Below are 19,298 nucleotides of genomic sequence, written 5' to 3'. Positions count from 1 at the left end.
GAAATCGATCGTCTCCAAAATACCTATGCCGAACGCAGGCTGCGCCAGCTGCTACAAAAAACCTGTCGCACCGCAGATCTGTAGCAGCTGCCGAAGGCTGCGTTCGGCTGCGCAGCAGTCGTAGAAATCGATCATCTCCAAAATACCTATGCCGAACGCAGGCTGCGCCAGCTGCTACAAAAAACCTGTCGCACCGCAGACCTGTAGCAGCTGCCGAAGGGTGCGTTCGGCTGCGCAGCAGTCGTGAAAATGCCCCATCCAATAAAGTTGGAGTTGATAGCAATACACTGGCACTGATATTAATAAGTCCAGGAAATGTGAACTCATCTACAAAAAACAACTTACCCATATTTAATATTTAGATAGCAGATTGTCAGACAATCCGGCTAAAACTTTCAACTACACACTATATTTCGACAGCACACGCACTGTTTACTGGAGTTCGCCGGAACAACTCAATTTGACGTCAAAAAAAATGTAGACGTTTGATTTCGAATTGTGTCAGTTTTTGTACGCCTTCATTGGGCGAGTGATAGGACGATCTCGCCAGAGATTGTCGTATCGGACAAAAACTGTTCCATTGCTAAACAAGGAAGTGTGTTTATGTCGAAAGTAAAAGACAACGCTATTGATCTTGCCGAACAGGGCTTTGCGCCATTCCAGGCGCTGGCTGCACCCAGTTCCGCCTACAACCAGATCGATAGTTTCAGCCATCAGTATGATCGCGGTGGCAATCTCACGGTCAATGGCAAACCCTCCTTCTCCGTCGACGAGGCTGCTACCCAGCTGCTGCGTGACGGCGCTGCCTACCAGGACAAGGACGGCAGCGGCAAAATCGAACTCACCTACACGTTCCTGACCTCGGCTTCGTCGAGCACCATGAACAAACACGGCATCACCGGGTTCAGTCAGTTCAGCGCGCAACAGAAAGCCCAGGCCGTGCTCGCCATGCAATCCTGGGCCGACGTAGCCAATGTCACCTTCACCGAAAAGTCGTTTGGCGGCGACGGTCACATGACCTTCGGTAACTACAGTGGCGGTCAGGATGGCGCGGCAGCATTCGCCTACTTGCCTGGCACGGGCGCAGGTTATGACGGTACTTCGTGGTATCTGACGGGCAGTGGCTATAACGTCAACAAGACGCCGGACCTGAACAACTACGGTCGTCAGACCCTGACCCATGAAATCGGTCATTCCCTGGGCCTGGCTCACCCTGGCGACTACAACGCCGGTGAAGGCGCGCCGACCTACAACGACGCGACCTACGGGGAAGACACCCGCGGTTACAGCCTCATGAGCTATTGGAGTGAAAGCAATACCGACCAGAATTTCAGCAAAAATGGTGTGGAAGCCTATGCGTCCGGCCCGCTGATGGACGATATCGCTGCCATTCAGAAACTCTACGGTGCCAACACCACCACCCGTACCGGCGACACCACCTACGGCTTCAATTCCAACGCCGGTCGCGACTTCCTGAGCGCGTCATCGTCGTCGGACAAAGTCGTGTTCTCGGTCTGGGATGCGGGCGGCAAGGACACCCTGGATTTCTCCGGTTTTACCCAAAACCAGAAGATCAACCTCAATGAAGCCTCGTTCTCCGACGTTGGCGGCATGGTGGGCAACGTGTCCATTGCCAAGGGTGTCACCGTCGAGAACGCGATTGGCGGTTCGGGTAGCGACCTGCTGATCGGTAACAGCGTGGCCAATGAGCTGAAAGGCGGTGCCGGCAACGACATCCTCTTCGGCGCGGGCGGTTCGGACAAACTGTGGGGCGGTTCGGGTTCCGACACCTTTGTGTTCGCGGCCAGCAGCGACTCCAAGCCTGGTGCCGTCGACCAGATCCTCGACTTTGTCAGTGGCCTGGACAAGATCGACCTGACCGGCATCACCAACGGCGCGGGCCTGCATTTCGTGAACTCGTTCACGGGTGCGGCAGGTGATGCAGTGTTGACCACTTCGGGCGGTAACAGCCTGTTGTCGGTGGACTTCTCCGGGCACGGCGTGGCTGACTTCCTGGTCAGTACTGTTGGCCAGGCGGCGTTCTCGGACATCGTGGCCTGATTCAAGGCAAAAAGGAGGGCGGCGCTTGAGGCGCCGCTCTCTGTCCTTGAACGCAGGTGCCCTGAGTAAGGCTACAACCATGAGTAAAACGCCCTATGATCCACAACGCTTTTACCTACAAAGCAACCGCGTGGCTGTTGGCGACGCTGATGATGTTTCTTGGAGAGGTAGCCATGGCACGCAGTCTTAAATTAGCCGACCCGTCGGAACTCGCCGGGAAATGGCAGGCCACCTTGAATACCGCGCAAGACTCGCCTGAGTCCCAGGCACTGCAGGACAAACCATCGAATGTCTGCTCGATCGAGCTCAAATTGAACCAGACCCTGGGTGAAGGGGCCGACTGCCTTGGCGCCTGGCTGAACGAGTCGGCGATCGGCTGGTTCCCGGAACCGGACGGCATTGCCGTGACTGGAAAAGAAGGCTCAAGAATTGTGTTTTTCAGCCGACAGCGTGAGGGGCTTTATAAAAGCACCTTGAAGTCAGGTCTGATCATTACGCTTGAGCGCACTGCGCATAAGTGAAAAGTGCCGGACCGGCGCCAAGCGCTGAATATAAAACTCGTTACTGCCCTTATAAGCAACCGTTCAATAACCGAAACTCTTTGAAGAGCCTAAAGAGTTGTTATTGATGTGTCAGCGATAACCGGCAAAAGAATGTCTCGACCCGTGTGCGGACAATTAATTGGAACCTCGCCAAGTAAGGCGAGGATTAATACTTCAGGAAAAACCAATGAAGATGGCGAAGAGCCCGGCCACCGCACCATTATTCAAGGCACTGGGCGACTATAAAAGCATTCTGATCAGCGTCGGGTGTTTTACCGCACTGATTAATGTGCTGATGTTGGTCCCGTCGATTTATATGCTTCAGGTTTATGACCGGGTACTGTCTTCGCAAAACGAAACCACACTGGCGATGTTGTCGTTAATGGTGGTCGGATTCTTCGCTTTTATCGGTTTGCTGGAAATCGTGCGCAGCTTCATTGTTATCCGTATCGGCAGCCAACTGGAGCGCCGTTTCAACCTGCGGGTGTATCAGGCCGCTTTCGAGCGCAACCTGTTCAAAGGCGAGGGCAACGCCGGTCAATCCCTGGGTGACCTGACCCATATTCGCCAATTCGTCACCGGCCCGGCGCTGTTTGCCTTCTTCGATGCCCCGTGGTTTCCGGTCTATCTGTTTGTGATCTTTCTGTTCAACGTCTGGCTCGGCGTATTGGCCACCGCGGGCGCGGTGCTGCTGATCGGGCTGGCCTGCCTCAACGAGGCGATGACCAAAAAGCCCTTGGGCGAAGCTGCCGGGTTTTCCCAGAAATCCAGCCAACTGGCCACCAGTCACCTGCATAACGCCGAAACCATTCAGGCCATGGGCATGCTCGGTGTCTTGCGCAAGCGCTGGTTTGAGGTGCACTCGCGTTTTCTCGGCTTGCAGAATCAGGCCAGCGACACGGGCGCGGTCATCAGCTCCCTGAGCAAAACCCTGCGCCTGTGCCTGCAATCCCTGGTGCTGGGGTTGGGCGCCTTGCTGGTGATCCAGGGTGACATGACCGCCGGGATGATGATCGCCGGTTCCATCCTGATGGGCCGGGTACTGAGCCCCATCGATCAATTGATCGCTGTATGGAAACAGTGGAGCGGCGCCAAGCTCGCTTACCGCCGTCTCGACGCCTTGCTGCAAGCCTACCCGCCAGCTGACGAGGCCATGGCCTTGCCGGCGCCGAAAGGTCAGATCACGTTCGAGCAAGTCAGCGCCGGCCCGCCAGGGCAACGGGCAGCGACTTTGCACATGGTCAATTTCAATCTGGGCGCCGGAGAAGTACTGGGCGTGCTCGGGGCTTCCGGCTCCGGTAAGTCGACTTTGGCCCGGGTGCTAGTCGGCGTCTGGCCGACGTTGGGCGGCACGGTACGCCTCGACGGCGCGGACATTCATCGCTGGAACCGCGACGACCTCGGCCCTTACATCGGCTATCTGCCCCAGGACATCGAATTGTTCAGCGGCAGCATCGCCGAAAACATCGCCCGATTCCGTGAGGCGGATCCGCAAAAAGTTGTCGAAGCTGCGCAACAGGCCGGCGTTCATGAACTGATTCTGCGCATGCCGCAAGGCTACGACACCGTGCTTGGCGAGGACGGCAGCGGTTTGTCCGGTGGCCAGAAGCAACGTGTGGCTCTGGCTCGCGCGTTGTACGGCAATCCAAGTCTGGTGGTGCTGGATGAACCGAACTCCAACCTCGACACCGTCGGCGAAGCGGCACTGGCCGGCGCCATCGCGCAGATGAAGGCCCAAGGCACCAGCGTGATTCTGGTGACCCATCGTTCTTCGGCGCTGGCCCAGGCCGACAAGTTGCTGGTGCTCAACGAAGGTCGCTTGCAGGCCTTCGGCCCAAGCCAGGAAGTGCTCAAGGCGCTTGCCGGTAATCAGTCAGGCGCGCAGGAGCAACAGCGTGAAAAACCTGCGCAGGCACCGGGCGGGCTCAGCATGAGCCGACAGTATCAGCCCACGACAAGGAATTCGGGTGTATGAGCAGCACACGCATGAACGACGACAGCGAAGCGACGATGGAACACGACTACATCGCCGAACGTCCTGAGCGCGACGCGCGTTTCTTCGCCCGCATGGGCTGGATTCTGGCGATTGTCGGCGCCGGCAGTTTCTTCACGTGGGCGAGCCTCGCGCCGCTCGATCAAGGCATTCCGGTGCAGGGGACCGTGGTGGTTTCGGGCAAGCGCAAAGCCGTGCAATCGATGAGCAGCGGCGTGGTCAGCCAGATTCTGGTGCGCGAAGGCCAAGTGGTGAAGCAGGGCCAGCCGCTGTTCCGCCTCGACCAGACCCAGGTCGCGGCCGACGTGCAATCGCTGCAAGCGCAATACCGCATGGCGTGGGCCAGCCTGGCGCGCTGGCAGAGTGAACGGGACAACCTCAAGCAGGTGAACTTCCCCGCCGAACTGAGCAACGATCCGGACCCGCGCCTAGCCTTGGTGCTCGAAGGCCAACGGCAATTGTTCAGCAGCCGCCGCGAAGCGTTTTCCCGGGAACAAGCCGCCCTGCGCGCGAACATCGAAGGCGCCAGCGCGCAACTGGCCGGCATGCGTCGCGCGCGCACCGACCTGACGGCCCAGGCCAGTTCCCTGCAACAACAGTTGAGCAACCTTCAGCCCTTGGCGGACAACGGCTACATCCCGCGCAACCGCTTGATGGATTACCAGCGTCAGTTGTCGCAAGTGCAGCAACAGCTGGCCGAGAACACCGGCGAAAGCGGCCGGGTGGAGCAGGGTATCCTTGAATCCCGCCTGAAACTGCAACAGCACAGCGAGGAGTACCAGAAGGAAGTCCGCAGCCAACTGGCCGACGCGCAGCTCAAAAGCGTGACCCTGGAAGAGCAACTGACCTCCGCCGGCGTCGACCTGCAACACAGCGAAATCATCGCCACCGCCGACGGCATCGCCGTCAACCTTGGGGTCCACACCGAAGGCGCGGTGGTACGTCAGGGTGACACGCTGCTGGAGATCGTTCCGCAAGGCACTCGCCTGGAAGTGGAAGGGCACTTGCCGATCAACCTGATCGACAAGGTCGGCACGCACTTGCCGGTGGACATTCTGTTCACCGCGTTCAACCAGAGCCGTACCCCGCGAGTCCCCGGCGAAGTCAGCCTGATCTCCGCCGACCAGATGGTCGATGAGAAAACCGGTGTGCCGTACTACGTGCTGCGCAGCAGCGTCAGTGACCAGGCCATGGAAAAACTCAACGGTCTGGTGATCAAGCCCGGGATGCCGGCAGAAATGTTCGTGCGTACCGGTGAACGTTCACTCCTCAACTATTTGTTCAAACCGCTGCTCGACCGGGCAGGCTCCGCGTTGACCGAGGAATAAGGATGTTCGGCTGTATGAATAAGTTTTCTTTGCTCGCAGCGACCCTGGCGTTGCTGACGTGCAACAGCGTGATGGCCATGGGGCCGTTCGACATTTACGAGCAAGCGTTACGCAATGATCCGGTATTCCTCGGCGCCATCAAGGAGCGCGATGCAGGCCTTGAAAACCGCGCCATCGGCCGCGCCGGGCTGCTGCCCAGGATCGGTTACAACTACAACAAGGGGCGTAACACTTCCAAGGTCACTCAAATCAATGAGGGCAGACCCGACTTCACCGAGGACCGCAACTACAGCAGCTACGGCTCGACCTTGACCCTGCAACAGCCGCTGCTCGACTACGAGGCTTACGCGGCGTACCGCAAGGGCGTGGCGCAATCGCTGTTCGCTGACGAAAACTTTCGTGGCAAGAGCCAGGAACTGCTGGTTCGTGTGCTGGAGAGTTACACCAAGGCGTTGTTCGCTCAGGACCAGATCGACATCGCGCGGGCCAAGAAAAAAGCCTTCGAGCAGCAGTTTCAACAGAACGAGCAGATGTTCCGCCAAGGGGAGGGCACGCGCACCGACATCCTCGAAGCCGAGTCACGTTACGAACTGGCGACCGCCGAGGAAATCGAGGCGCGCGATGAACAGGATGCGGCTCTGCGTGAGCTGGGCGCACTGGTTGGCGTGCCGGCCATCGACATTGGCGACCTGACGCCGCTGGATCAGAACTTCCAGACCTTCACCCTGCTACCAGCCAATTACGACACCTGGCACGAGATGGCGGTGGTCAACAACCCGAACCTCGCCTCCCAGCGTCAGGCGGTGGAAGTGGCGCGCTACGAAGTCGAACGCAACCGCGCCGGCCACCTGCCAAAAGTCAGCGCTTACGCCTCGGTGCGCCAGAACGAATCGGAAAGCGGCAACACCTACAACCAGCGTTACGACACCAACACCATCGGCATTGAAGTCAACGTGCCGCTGTATGCCGGTGGCGGAGTTTCGGCATCGACCCGTCAGGCCAGTCGCACCATGGAACAGGCCGAGTACGAGCTGGACGGCAAGACCCGGGAAACCTTGATCCAGCTGCGCCGCCAGTTCAGCGCCTGCCTGTCGGGGGTCAATAAATTGCGGGCTTATCAGAAGGCATTGGTGTCGGCCGAAGCGCTGGTGGTTTCGACCAAGCAAAGCATATTGGGCGGCGAACGGGTCAACCTCGATGCGCTGAATGCCGAACAACAACTGTTCACCACCCGTCGGGATCTGGCCCAGGCGCGGTACGACTATTTGATGGCCTGGACCAAGTTGCACTACTACGCCGGCACCTTGAGCGAGCAAGACCTGGCCAAGGTGGATGAGGCCTTCGGCCAAGGCCCGAGGATTCAATGATTTAACCCTGTAGCAGCTGCCGAAGGCTGCGTTCGGCTGCGAAGCAGTCGCTATCCGGTTTGTTGTATCAGCATGACAGACCGCGAGCTTAGATTTTACGGTTGCTGCGCAGCCGAACGCAGCCTTCGGCAGCTGCTACAGGATGTGCTTAGCACCACCGCGCCCAGAACCGGGACTACAACTCTAAAAACGCCAAAAAAGCGAGAGTCATGAACATGGACGTACAGATCAAGCCGATGTCGGTCGGCACGCTATTGCTCTTGATTTCATTAGGACCAGGCCCAGCCCAGGCGCTTTATCTGGAAACCGGTAAACCCGGCGACCCCGCCAGTTGGCGCTCGGCAGAGTTCCAGCGCGATTGGGGCCTGGCGCGGATGCAGGCCGATCAAGCCTACGCCGCCGGCATCACCGGCAAAGGCGTGAAAATCGGCGCGCTGGATTCCGGTTTCGATTCCAGCCATCCCGAATTTGCCGCCGAGCGTTATCACGCGGTCACGGCCAGCGGCAGCTATGTCGACGGCTCAGCATTCAACGTCGACGGCACGCTCAACACCAACAACGATTCCCACGGCACCCATGTCACCGGCACCATGGGCGCTTCCCGGGATGGCAGCGGCATGCACGGCGTGGCCTACAACGCGCAAATCTACGTCGGCAACACCAACAAGAACGACAGTTTCCTGTTCGGCCCCAACCCCGACCGGCGCTACTTCACAGCGGTCTATAACGCCTTGGCGGATGCCGGTGTCCGTGCAATCAACAACAGCTGGGGCAGCCAGCCACCGGACGTCAGTTACCGAACCCTCGATGACCTGCATGCCGCCTACGCCCAGCACTGGAACAAAGGCACCTGGCTCGATGCCGCCGCCGACGTTTCGCGGCGCGGCGTGATCAACGTGTTCAGTGCCGGCAACAGTGGTTACCCGAATGCCAGCGTGCGTTCGGCCTTGCCGTATTTTCAGCCGGACCTGGAAGGCCACTGGCTGGCAGTGTCGGGGCTGGATCAAAGCAATCAGCAGAAATACAACCAATGCGGGATCGCCAAGTATTGGTGCATCACCACCCCAGGCGCGAAGATCGACAGCACCATTCCCGGCGGCGGTTACGCGATCAAATCCGGCACCTCCATGGCCGCGCCGCATGCCACCGGGGCATTGGCGCTGGTGATGGAACGCTATCCATACATGAACAATCAGCAGGCGCTGGAAGTGCTGCTGACCACCGCGACTCAGCTCGACGGTTCGGTCACCGACGCACCGAGTACGCGCATCGGTTGGGGCGTGGCCAACCTTGAACGGGCAATGCGCGGCCCGGGGCAATTGCTCGGGGCGTTCGACGCCAATCTGGTGACAGGGCAAAGCGATATCTGGAGCAATGACATTTCGGACAAGGCGCTGATTCAGCGTCAGGCCGAAGACGCCGCCGAACGCAGCGCCTGGCAACAGACGTTGAAGGACAAGGGCTGGGAGAATGGTGTGCCGGCTGGTGCCAGTCAGCAGGATCAGACCGATTATGCGGTAGGCATGGCGCGCGACTCCGCCGCCGCCAACCGAGTCTACGCAGGCAGCCTGATCAAGTCCGGTGCCGGACGGTTGATGCTCACTGGCGACAACACTTATCGCGGCCCGACCACGATTAACGGCGGTTTGCTGGCGGTGAACGGCTCACTGACGTCGGCGGTGACCGTCAATGACGGCGGCACCCTCGGCGGTAACGGACGAATCGCTGCCTTGACCGCCAATGCCGGTGGCACCGTGGCGCCCGGTAATTCCATCGGTACGTTGCAAGTCAGCGGCGATGTGACGTTTGCGCCGGGTTCCACTTATGCCGTCGAACTGTCACCCACCAGCAGTGACCAGATCATTGCGGGCGGTACGGCCACGATCAGCGGCGCCACCGTGAGCCTTTCCCTGGAAAACAGCCCGACCTTGCTCAGCACCCAACAAGTGCAAAGCCTGCTGGGCAATCAGTACAACATCTTGCAAGCGGCGGGCGGGATTCAAGGCCAGTTCGGCGCGGTGCTGCCCAACTACCTGTTCATCGGCGGCAGCCTCGATTACGCCGCGACCGGCATTCAGCTGAGCGTGGAGCGTAACGCCACAACCTTCGCCAGCGTCGGGCAAACGCCGAATCAGCGTTCTGTCGCCGGCGTGGTGGAAGGGCTTGGCGCGGGCAACGCGGTGTACGAAAGCCTGCTGCTGTCGCCGACCGCCAGTTCGGCGCAACAGGCCTTCCAGCAGTTGTCGGGGGAAATCTATCCGGCGCTGGGCTCGGTGCTGATCAACGACAGTCGTTATCTGCGCGATGCGGTGGGTGAGCGTCTCAATGAAGCCAATGCTTCCCGAAGCAATGGCTGGATCAAGGCATTGGGCGCCTGGGGCAAGACCGATGACAGCCACGACACCGCCGGCTACACAACCTCGATTGGCGGTTTGCTGGCGGGTGTCGATGGTGCGGTGGATGACCAAACCCGTGTAGGCCTGGTCGCCGGTTATAGCGACAGCTCGGTCAGCATGGGCTCTGGAACTCACTCATCAGCACAGGTCGACAGTTATCACCTGGGCGCCTATGCCGGCCACGAAATGGGCGCCTGGCGCCTGAGCGCCGGTGGTGCCTACAGCTGGCATCGGGCCGACGTCAAACGTGACCTGCAATACGGTGACGTCAGCGCCAAACAGAAAGCCAAGGTCGACGCCGGGACTACCCAGGTGTTCGGCGAAGCGGCCTATCGCTTGAACCTGCAAGCACTGGCCTTGGAACCGTTCGCCAATCTGGCTTACGTGCACCTCGACACTGAGGGCTTCACCGAAAAAGGTGACGCCGCGGCGCTCAAAAGCAGTGGCGATCGGCGGGACGCGGTACTCAGCACCCTGGGCGTGCGCGTACTGAAAACGGTGAGGCTGTCCGGTCAGCAACAGCTGGACTTGAGCGGCAGCCTCGGCTGGCAGCACAACCTGAGCAATACCGATTCCGAGGAACACCTGGCGTTCGCCAGCGGTGGCACTCCGTTCGTGGTGGAAAGCTCGCCACTGGTTCGCGATGCGGCGCTGGTGGGCGCCCATGCCAGCCTGGCCTTGAGCCGGGATGTTCGGCTGAACCTCGATTACACCGGCCAACTGGCCAGCCGCGAGAAGAGCCACGGCGTCGGGCTGAGTCTCAATTGGCAGTTTTAACGCGGTAAAGGGCTGGAACACGCAACCCCTGTAGGAGCGAGGCTTGCCCGCGAAAGGGCCGGGACATTCAGCATTGATGTTGACTGACACACCGCCTTCGCGGGCAAGCCTCGCTCCTACAGGAATTGGGCGGGCCTCTGGCCACAAGGATTTTGGCAACACAACTAAGGACGGTAGTTCGATGAATAACAAGTACAACAACCTTGCCTTGCTCTGCGCATTGGCCACCCTGGGCACCGCATACGCGGCGCCCTATGTGGAAAACGGCAGGACAGGCGATCCCGATAGCTGGCGCAGCACAGAGTTCAACGCCGACTGGGGCCTGGGGGCGATCAATGCTCAGGAGGCCTACGCCGCCGGTTATACCGGCAGAGGGGTGAAGCTGGGGATTTTTGATCAACCGGTTTACGCCTTGCACCCGGAGTTTTCCGGGGCCAATAAGGTGATCACGCTGGTCACCAGCGGCATCCGCGAATACACCGACCCGTACATCCCGGTCAAAGCCGGGGACGCCTTTCTTTATGACGGTTCACCCTCGGTGGGCTCCAACGGCAAACTCGGCGCCCATGGCACCCACGTTGGCGGGATCGCCGCGGGCAGTCGCGATGGCGGGCCGATGCACGGTGTCGCTTTTGGCGCGCAGATCATTAGCGCCGACAACGGCGACCCGGGCCCGGAAGACGGGATCATTCGCGGCAACGACGGCGCGGTGTACAAGGCTGGTTGGGATGCCCTGATCGCCAGCGGCGCGCGGATCATCAACAACAGCTGGGGCATCGGCATCACCGACCGCTTCGACCTCGGAGGCCGTGACCCGGCGTACCCACACTTCACCGTGCAAGACGCGCAACTGCAATTCAACGAGATCCAGACCTTGCTGGGGACCAAACCCGGCGGTGCCTACGACGGCGCCATCGCGGCGGCCCGCAGCGGCATCGTGACGATCTTCGCCGCAGGCAACGACTACAACCTCAACAACCCGGACGCCATCGCCGGCCTCGGTTACTTCGTCCCGGAGATCGCGCCGAACTGGATGACCGTGGCCGCGTTGCAGAGGAACCCGGACACCAGCAGCCCCGATCCTTACAACATCAGTACCTTCTCGTCGCGCTGCGGCTACACCGCAAGTTTCTGCGTGTCGGCACCGGGCAGCCGGATCTACAGCTCGATCATCAGCGGCACCAATGCCGCTGACCTGACCACCGGCTACGCCAATTACAACGGCACCTCCATGGCGGCGCCGCACGTTGCAGGCGCGGTGGCGGTGTTGATGGAACGCTTCCCGTACATGACCGGCGCGCAAGTCGCCAGCGTGCTGCGCACCACCGCCACCGACCTCGGCGCACCCGGCGTCGACTTGCTGTACGGCTGGGGCATGATCAACCTGCGCAAAGGTATCGATGGCCCGGCGATGTTCGTGACCGAACAGGACATTCCGGAGGAATTCCGCATCGAAGGCGCCTATGGCTCCAGCCAGTTTGTCGCGGATTTGCCGGGCATCGGCGCAATCATCGATGCCGGCAAACCCACCGAGCGTGTGTGCAATGACGTGCACTGCGGGCTCGACGTCTGGCGCAACGACATTTCCGGCCATGGCGGGCTGACCAAGCAGGGTATCGGCACACTGGTGCTGACCGGCGCCAATACCTACGCCGGCCCGACCCTGGTCAATCAGGGCCGATTGGCGATCAATGGTTCGCTGCTGTCGGCAGTCACTGTCAATAACAGCGGGATCCTCGGCGGTAACGGCAGCATCGCGGCGCTGACCGCGAAAAGCGGCGGTACCGTGGCCCCCGGCAATTCCATCGGCACTTTGCAGGTGGCGGGTGATGTGGTTTTTGAACCTGGTTCGACCTATGCCGTAGAGCTGTCGCCCACCAGCAGCGACCAGATCATCGCCGGCGGCAAGGCGGTCATCGAGGGCGCAACCGTCAGTCTGTCTCTGGAAAACAGCCCGACACTGCTGACCACCAGCGAAGCGAAATCCCTGCTCGGCAATCAGTACAACATCCTGCAAGCGGCCGGCGGAATCGAAGGGCGCTTCGGTGCGGTGGTGCCGGATTACTTGTTCCTCGGCGGCACCCTCGACTACTCGGCTAGCGGCATTCAACTGGCAGTGGTGCGTAACGCGACGTCCTTCACCAGCGCTGGCCAAACTCCGAACCAACGCGCTGTGGCCGCTGCCGCCGAGCAACTGGGCGCAGGCAATCCGCTCTACGAAACCCTGCTGCTGTCGCCGACCGCCGCTGTCGCGCAACAAGCATTCCAGCAATTGTCCGGCGAGATTCATCCGGCAATCGGCACGCTGCTGATCAACGACAGCCGTTACCTGCGCGATGCAGTCGGCGAGCGTCTGCGTGAGCACGATCTGTTCGACGCCGGGGCACCCACCGATGATCGCAGCAACGCCTGGCTCAAAGTGCTCGGCGCCTGGGGCAAGAGCGATGGCGGGCATGACAACGCCAGTTCCAACAGCTCCATCGGCGGGCTACTGGCCGGCGTCGATGGCTTGATCACTGAAGATACGCGACTGGGTTTCGTCACCGGTTATAGCGACAGTTCGTTGAGCATGGGCGATGGCACGCATTCGTCGGCCTCGGTCGACAGCTACCACTTGGGTGCGTACCTGGGCCATGAAATCGACGCGCTGCGCCTGAGCGTCGGCGGCGCTTACAGCTGGCATCGCATCGACGTCAAACGTGACCTGCAATTTAACGGCGTCAGCGGCAAGCAGAAATCCAAACGCGATGCGACCTCCGCGCAACTGTTCACCGAAGCGGCGTATCGCCTGGACCTGCAACCGGTCGCTCTGGAGCCATTCGTCAATCTGGCGTACGTGCACTTGAACACTGAAAGCTTCAGCGAAAAAGGTGATGCCGCCGCGCTCAAGGGCGGTGAAAACAACCGCGACGTGGTGCTTTCGACTCTTGGCTTGCGGGCGAGCAAAGCCATTGCGCTGTCCGACCAGCAACAGCTGGAACTGTCCGGCACGCTCGGCTGGCAGCACAACCTGAGCAACACCCGTTCCGAAGACCACTTGGCCTTCGTCAACGGCAACACCGCGTTCAGCGTGCAAAGCGTGTCCATGGACCGCAATGCCGCGGTGGTCGGTGCCCGTGCCGGCTTGGCGCTGGGCAGCGATACCCGTTTGAACCTGGATTACAACGGGCTGCTCGGCTCCCGGGAAAAAGACCACGGTGTGGGCCTGACCCTGGACTGGCAGTTCTGATTTGACGCTAAGGAAGCAAGAACATGGGACTGTTTGATTACAAAAATGCCGGCGGTGAGGCCGGCAAGGCGCTGTACTCCGACGCGATCGCGCTGACGCTCTACGCGTACACGCCGACCGGCCAGCCACTGCCGGCGACCGCTTGGGCGCCGATTGGCGCGGCAGCGCTGGGCTATCAGGGCAATGTCGGCGCTCAAGGCACCTTCTATGGTGAGAAGGACGGCTTCACCAGCGCCGAAGCCGAAATCCTCGGTAAATACGACGGGGCAGGGAAGCTGATCGGCATCGGTATCGCCTTCCGTGGCACCGGCGGTCTGGGCTACAGCGACACCTTCGGCGACATGAAAAATAACCTGTTGGCCGCGGTCGGCCCGGTGGATTACGCAACGAACTATGCAAAAAACGCCTTCGACACTTTGCTGAAAAGCGTCGCCGCGTTTGCCATCGCCCACGGCTTGAGTGCCAAGGACGTATTGGTCAGCGGGCACAGCCTCGGCGGGTTAGGCGTTAACAGCCTGGCGGAACTGAGCAGCAATAACTGGGGCGGTTTCTTCAAGGACGCCAACTACATTGCGTTCGCCTCGCCGACCCAAAGCGCCACCGGCAACAATGTGCTGAACATTGGTTACGAGAATGACCCGGTGTTTCGCGTGCTCGACGGCACCACCTTCAGCAGTGGCTCGCTGGGCAAGCACGACGGTCATCAGGATTCGGCGACCAACAACATCGTCAACTTCAATGATCAGTACGCCTCCACTGCGCAGAACCTGGTGCCGTTCAGCATCCTCAATCCGCTGAACTGGTCGGCCCACGGTTCGTTGGGCTATGCCGACGGCTTGAACCGGGTGATCGACTCGCGCTTCTACGACCTTACCGACAAGCACTCGACGCTGATCGTGTCCAACCTGTCGGAATCGTCCCGAGGCACCACCTGGGTCGAGGACCTGGGGCGCAGCGGCGAGCCCCACATCGGCACCACCTTTATCATCGGCACCGACAGCAATGACTTGCTCAAGGGCGGCGCGGGCAATGACTTCATCGAAGGCCGTGATGGTAACGACCGGTTCCGCGATGACGGTGGTTACAACCTGCTGTTGGGCGGCAAGGGCAGCAACACCTTCGAGCTGCAGAAACCGTTGCAGAACTTCAGCATTGCCAATGACGGTGACGGCACGCTGTACGTGCGCGATGCCTACGGCGGGATCAGCCTGACCCGCGACATCGGCGCGCTGGTGAGCAAGGAATCGGGTTCGTGGTGGGGCAGCAAGGACATCACCTACAACGTCACCGCCAATGGCTTGCTCAACGGCACGGAACTGACCCATTACAACCACTCGCTCAATGGCGATGCCTACGGCAACACGCTGGTGGCCAGCGTCGACGGTGACTGGTTGTTCGGCAACGCCGGCGACGATCTGCTGCGCAGCGACAAAAGCCACGTGACCTTCGTCGGTGGCACGGGCAATGACGTGATGCAGGCCTCGGGGGGCGGTAACAACACGTTCCTGTTCAGCGGCGCCTTCGGCTTCGATGCGATCAATGGCTACCAGGGCAGCGACAAACTGGTTTTCATGGGTGTCCAGGGCGCGGGGCAGGGCTATGACTACACCCAGCACGCGTCACAGGCCGGCAACGACACTGTGCTCAAGATTGGCGATTACGCCGTAACGCTGGTGGGCGTAGGTCTGGATAATCTTTCGGCTTCGGGAATTACGTTTGCGTAAAAGCTGCATGCACTAAATGCTCCGGGGCGCCTCGTGATCGAGGCGTCCTGGCTGTGAGCTATCTCTGACAATTCCAACAAAGAGAGAGGCAATACCAATGGGTGTGTATGACTACAAAAACTTCGGCACAGCAGACTCCAAGGCGTTGTTCAGCGACGCCATGGCGATCACGCTGTATTCCTATCACAACCTCGACAACGGTTTCGCCACCGGTTACCAGCAAAACGGCTTCGGCCTGGGCTTGCCGGCAACCCTGGTTACCGCACTGATCGGTGGCACCGATTCCCAGGGCGTCATCCCCGGCATTCCCTGGAACCCCGATTCGGAAAAGGCCGCACTCGACGCCGTGCAACAAGCCGGCTGGACGCCAATCACCGCCGCGCAACTGGGCTATGACGGCAAGACCGACGCTCGCGGAACCTTCTTCGGCGAGAAGGCCGGTTACACCAGCGCCCAAGTGGAGATCCTCGGCAAGTACGACGCCCAGGGTCATCTCACTGAAATCGGCATCGCCTTTCGTGGCACCAGCGGCCCGCGAGAAATCCAGATCGGCGACTCCATCGGCGACGTGATCAACGATCTGATGGCAGCGCTAGGGCCCAAGGATTACGCAAAAAACTACGCGGCCGAAGCCTTCGGCAATTTGCTCGCTGACGTTGCAGCGTTTGCCCAGGCCAATGGCCTGTCGGGCAAAGACTTGCTGGTCAGCGGCCACAGCCTCGGCGGATTGGCGGTCAATAGCCTGGCGGACTTGAGCAGCGATAAGTGGTCCGGGTTTTACCAGGATTCCAACTACATCGCCTACGCCTCACCGACCCAAAGCAGCAGCGACAAAGTACTGAACATCGGTTATGAAAACGACCCGGTGTTCCGCGCCCTCGATGGCTCGACGTTCAACCTGTCCTCGGTGGGCGTGCACGATGCCGCCAAGGATTCGACGACCGATAACATCGTCAGCTTCAACGACCACTACGCTTCGACGGCGTGGAATGTGCTGCCGTATTCCATCCTCAACATCCCGACCTGGATCTCGCATTTGCCCACCGCTTACGGCGACGGCATGACCCGGGTGCTGGAGTCGCAGTTCTACGAACTGACCAGCAAAGACTCGACCATCATCGTCGCCAACCTCTCGGACCCGGCGCGCAGCAACACCTGGGTCCAGGACTTGAACCGCAACGCCGAAACCCACAAAGGCAGTACCTTCATCATCGGCAGCGACGGCAATGACCTGATTCAGGGCGGCAAGGGCAGCGACTACCTGGAAGGCCGCGACGGTAACGACACCTTCCGCGATGACGGTGGCTACAACATCCTGTCGGGAGGCAAGGGCAGCAATGTGCTGGACCTGCAGCAGTCGGTGAAGAACTTCGTCTTCGCCAATGACGGCGCCGGCAACCTGTACGTGCGCGATGCCAATGGCGGCATCAGCATCACCCGCGACATCGGTAGCATCGTGACTAAGGAGCCGGGTTTTCTTTGGGGCGTGTTCAAGGATGACGTGACCCACAGCGTCACCGCCAATGGCCTTGCGGCCGGCGGCAACCTGACCCAATACGCCTCAAGCGTGAAGGGCACGACCGGCGCCGATACCCTCAACGCACACGCTACCGGCGACTGGCTGTTTGGCTTCGATGGCAACGACCATTTGTTCGGCAGCACTGGCAACGACGTGTTTGTCGGCGGGGTGGGTAATGATCTGATGGAGTCGGGCGGTGGGATCGATACCTTTCTGTTCAGCGGCGCGTTTGGCCAGGACCGGGTGGTGGGCTATCAAGCCAACGACAAACTGGTGTTCCTCGGGGTTCAGGGCGTTGCGCCGAACGATGATTACCGGGCCCATGCCACCGCGGTGGGGCAGGATACGCTGCTCACATTCGGCACTGATTCGGTGACCCTGGTGGGTGTCGGACTGGACAGTTTGTCCAGTGGGGGGATTGTGATCGCCTGAGTTTAGCGGGGCGCCTGTCAGGGCCCTATCGCGGGCAAGCCCGCTCCCACAGTAGTTGGTGATGTTCACAAAAGCTGTGTCCGCATCAAATCCCTGTGGGAGCTGGCTTGCCCGCGATGAACGATAACGCGGTAGATCGGTGACTCACCGGTCACTCCCGGACTCCAATACCTGCACCAACAGGAACTGGCACTAAACCATCAGCCCACATATGCGTTATACTATAACGCTGGCGCTGCAGGCCGCCATTGAGTACAGGAGATTTAGCAACGTGAGTAACAGCAAGAGGAACACCTTCGGTCTGGCGCTGGCCTTGTTATCGGCAACCGCCGCCGCAGAACTGCCTCAAAGCTCGATTCTGACCCGTTATGGGGTCACCTCGGATCAACTGCCGAAACCGGTCGCGATCGAAACCGCCAAACCTGCGAAACCCATCGAAGAAAAAAGTCGCTTTCAAATCCAGCCGGAACAGCCCTGGGTGACAGTGCGCCTGGGCGACGGTAAACAACCGGAGAAGACCGGCAATATCAGCATCGATCGTTCGATGCAGCAGGAACTGGAACGTTGCCGGCGGATGCAGGAACGACTGATCCGGCATGGAGGGCAGTCCATTTCCTGCGATAACAGTATTCCAGGGATTCACTGAGCAATGATCGCAACAGGCGTTGCCAGGCTGAAGCAACAGGGCTGAGCCCACTGACCACGACATGAGTGACTGATATGACCCTATCCACAAGCGTGGCAGGGCAGGCGGGAAGTGTTTCTTCTGCGCTTGCCTCCAGCGCTGTAAAAACCAACACCCGAATGCTCGCCATCGATGCCCTGCGCGGCTTCGTCATGCTCTGCATGCTCGTCGACCATGTGCGGGAAACCTTTTTGCTGCACCGCCAGGTGACCGACCCGATCGATGCCTTGAGCGTGACCCCGGACCTGTTCTTCACCCGACTGCTGAGCACAATCTGCGCCCCGGTGTTCATCTTCCTCACCGGTTTGTCGGCCTGGCTCTACAGCCAGAAACATACGGCCAACGAGACGTCGGTGTTCCTGCTCAAGCGCGGGCTGTTCCTGGTGTTCCTGGAGCTTACGTTCGTGTGCTTCGCCTGGAACGCCGAGTTCCCGCCCAAGACGTTGTGGTTGCAAGTGATCTGGTGCATCGGAATCTGCATGATCGTGCTCGCCGGGTTGCTGCACTTCAAGCGCGGTTGGTTAATAGTGCTCGGGGTAGCGATTGTCGCCGGGCACAACCTGCTCGACGGTGTGACCGCAGGGCCGGAGTCGCCGTTCTTCGTGCCGTGGTCAATCCTGCATCAGCGCGTGTTCATCGACCTCACCGAGTTCACTCGGGCCCGCACCACGTATCCGGTGTTGCCGTGGATCGGGGTGATTCTGCTGGGCTGGGCCATCGGGCCATGGTTCGGCAAGGACATGGCATCGGCGGAGCGGATTTCGCGGTTGCTGAAAGTCGGCTGCGGCCTGCTGGTGGCCTTCGTGTTCATCCGCTACTTGAATGTTTATGGCGAGAAGCCTTGGGTGCAAACCGGTGAGTCGCTGCGCACGTTCATGAGTTTCATGAGTGCGAAGAAGTACCCACCGTCGCTGATGTTCCTGATGCCGACGCTGGGTCTGGGGTTGATTCTTCTGGCGTTGTTCGAGAAAGCCCAGGATCGCTGGTCCACCGCGACCTTGGCGATCTACGGCGGTGCGCCGATGTTTTTCTATTTGCTGCACCTGTACGTGCTCAAGGCGATGTACTTGGTGGCCGTCGCGATTTGGGGCACCAATCAGGGCACTTATTATGGCTTCGATAGCCTGCCCATGGTCTGGCTATGGAGCGTGATCCTCGGGGTGTTGTTGTTCTTCCCGACGCGCTGGTTCGCCAATCTCAAACAGCGCCGTCGCGACATCGCGATTCTTAAATACCTCTGATTGG

General features: G+C 60.1%; 11 protein-coding genes. All 11 read left to right on the top strand.

What is annotated here, in order from left to right:
• Positions 1–603: 603 nt before the first annotated feature.
• The 11 genes from NHU87_RS20435 to NHU87_RS20385 all read left to right on the top strand — a co-directional run bounded on the left by NHU87_RS20435 (position 604) and on the right by NHU87_RS20385 (position 19,294).
• On the top strand, positions 604–2,061 hold the full coding sequence (locus NHU87_RS20435; RefSeq protein WP_253552007.1) for a serralysin family metalloprotease: 1,458 nt from the start codon (positions 604–606) through the stop codon (positions 2,059–2,061).
• A gap of 95 nt (positions 2,062–2,156) precedes the next feature.
• Positions 2,157–2,582, top strand: a complete 426-nt coding sequence (locus tag NHU87_RS20430) for an AprI/Inh family metalloprotease inhibitor (RefSeq protein WP_253552004.1) — start codon at positions 2,157–2,159, stop codon at positions 2,580–2,582.
• Between the two features lie 208 nt (positions 2,583–2,790).
• Positions 2,791–4,578, top strand: a complete 1,788-nt coding sequence (locus NHU87_RS20425) for a type I secretion system permease/ATPase (RefSeq protein ID WP_253552001.1) — start codon at positions 2,791–2,793, stop codon at positions 4,576–4,578.
• Entirely contained in the window at positions 4,575–5,924 is a 1,350-nt protein-coding gene (locus tag NHU87_RS20420; protein WP_253551998.1) for an HlyD family type I secretion periplasmic adaptor subunit, read from the top strand. The genes NHU87_RS20425 and NHU87_RS20420 overlap by 4 nt, the downstream gene beginning before the upstream one ends.
• 2 nt (positions 5,925–5,926) lie before the next feature.
• The gene (locus NHU87_RS20415; RefSeq protein WP_253551996.1) at positions 5,927–7,291 is read left to right on the top strand and encodes a TolC family outer membrane protein; all 1,365 of its coding nucleotides are present in this window, start codon (positions 5,927–5,929) and stop codon (positions 7,289–7,291) included.
• 215 nt (positions 7,292–7,506) lie between these two features.
• Entirely contained in the window at positions 7,507–10,464 is a 2,958-nt protein-coding gene (gene eprS, locus NHU87_RS20410) for an autotransporter serine peptidase EprS (protein WP_253552021.1), read from the top strand.
• 181 nt (positions 10,465–10,645) lie between these two features.
• Positions 10,646–13,693: an autotransporter serine protease gene (locus NHU87_RS20405; RefSeq protein WP_253551995.1), complete on the top strand. Its 3,048-nt coding sequence runs from the start codon at positions 10,646–10,648 to the stop codon at positions 13,691–13,693.
• 23 nt (positions 13,694–13,716) lie between these two features.
• A complete protein-coding gene (locus tag NHU87_RS20400; RefSeq protein WP_253551994.1) occupies positions 13,717–15,417 on the top strand; it encodes a polyurethane esterase in 1,701 nt (566 codons plus the stop codon).
• A 97-nt stretch (positions 15,418–15,514) separates the two neighbouring features.
• The gene (locus NHU87_RS20395) at positions 15,515–17,368 is read left to right on the top strand and encodes a polyurethane esterase (RefSeq protein ID WP_253551993.1); all 1,854 of its coding nucleotides are present in this window, start codon (positions 15,515–15,517) and stop codon (positions 17,366–17,368) included.
• A 271-nt stretch (positions 17,369–17,639) separates the two neighbouring features.
• Positions 17,640–18,014, top strand: coding sequence for a hypothetical protein (locus NHU87_RS20390; protein WP_253551992.1), 375 nt, complete (start codon positions 17,640–17,642; stop codon positions 18,012–18,014).
• Positions 18,015–18,088: 74 nt separating this feature from the next.
• The gene (locus NHU87_RS20385; RefSeq protein ID WP_253551991.1) at positions 18,089–19,294 is read left to right on the top strand and encodes a DUF1624 domain-containing protein; all 1,206 of its coding nucleotides are present in this window, start codon (positions 18,089–18,091) and stop codon (positions 19,292–19,294) included.
• Positions 19,295–19,298 lie beyond the last annotated feature (4 nt).

It is taken from the genome of Pseudomonas mandelii (assembly GCF_024138395.1).
GTDB lineage: Bacteria > Pseudomonadota > Gammaproteobacteria > Pseudomonadales > Pseudomonadaceae > Aquipseudomonas > Aquipseudomonas mandelii_E.
The sequence above is the reverse complement of the archived record's forward strand: the minus strand, read 5'-3'. Positions and strand labels throughout refer to the sequence as shown.

Coding starts and splice junctions, on each gene's coding strand:
- NHU87_RS20435 (WP_253552007.1), top strand. CDS start 604: ATGTCGAAAGTAAAAGACAACGCTATTGATCTTGCCGAACAGGGCTTT.
- NHU87_RS20430 (WP_253552004.1), top strand. CDS start 2,157: ATGATCCACAACGCTTTTACCTACAAAGCAACCGCGTGGCTGTTGGCG.
- NHU87_RS20425 (WP_253552001.1), top strand. CDS start 2,791: ATGAAGATGGCGAAGAGCCCGGCCACCGCACCATTATTCAAGGCACTG.
- NHU87_RS20420 (WP_253551998.1), top strand. CDS start 4,575: ATGAGCAGCACACGCATGAACGACGACAGCGAAGCGACGATGGAACAC.
- NHU87_RS20415 (WP_253551996.1), top strand. CDS start 5,927: ATGTTCGGCTGTATGAATAAGTTTTCTTTGCTCGCAGCGACCCTGGCG.
- eprS (WP_253552021.1), top strand. CDS start 7,507: ATGGACGTACAGATCAAGCCGATGTCGGTCGGCACGCTATTGCTCTTG.
- NHU87_RS20405 (WP_253551995.1), top strand. CDS start 10,646: ATGAATAACAAGTACAACAACCTTGCCTTGCTCTGCGCATTGGCCACC.
- NHU87_RS20400 (WP_253551994.1), top strand. CDS start 13,717: ATGGGACTGTTTGATTACAAAAATGCCGGCGGTGAGGCCGGCAAGGCG.
- NHU87_RS20395 (WP_253551993.1), top strand. CDS start 15,515: ATGGGTGTGTATGACTACAAAAACTTCGGCACAGCAGACTCCAAGGCG.
- NHU87_RS20385 (WP_253551991.1), top strand. CDS start 18,089: ATGACCCTATCCACAAGCGTGGCAGGGCAGGCGGGAAGTGTTTCTTCT.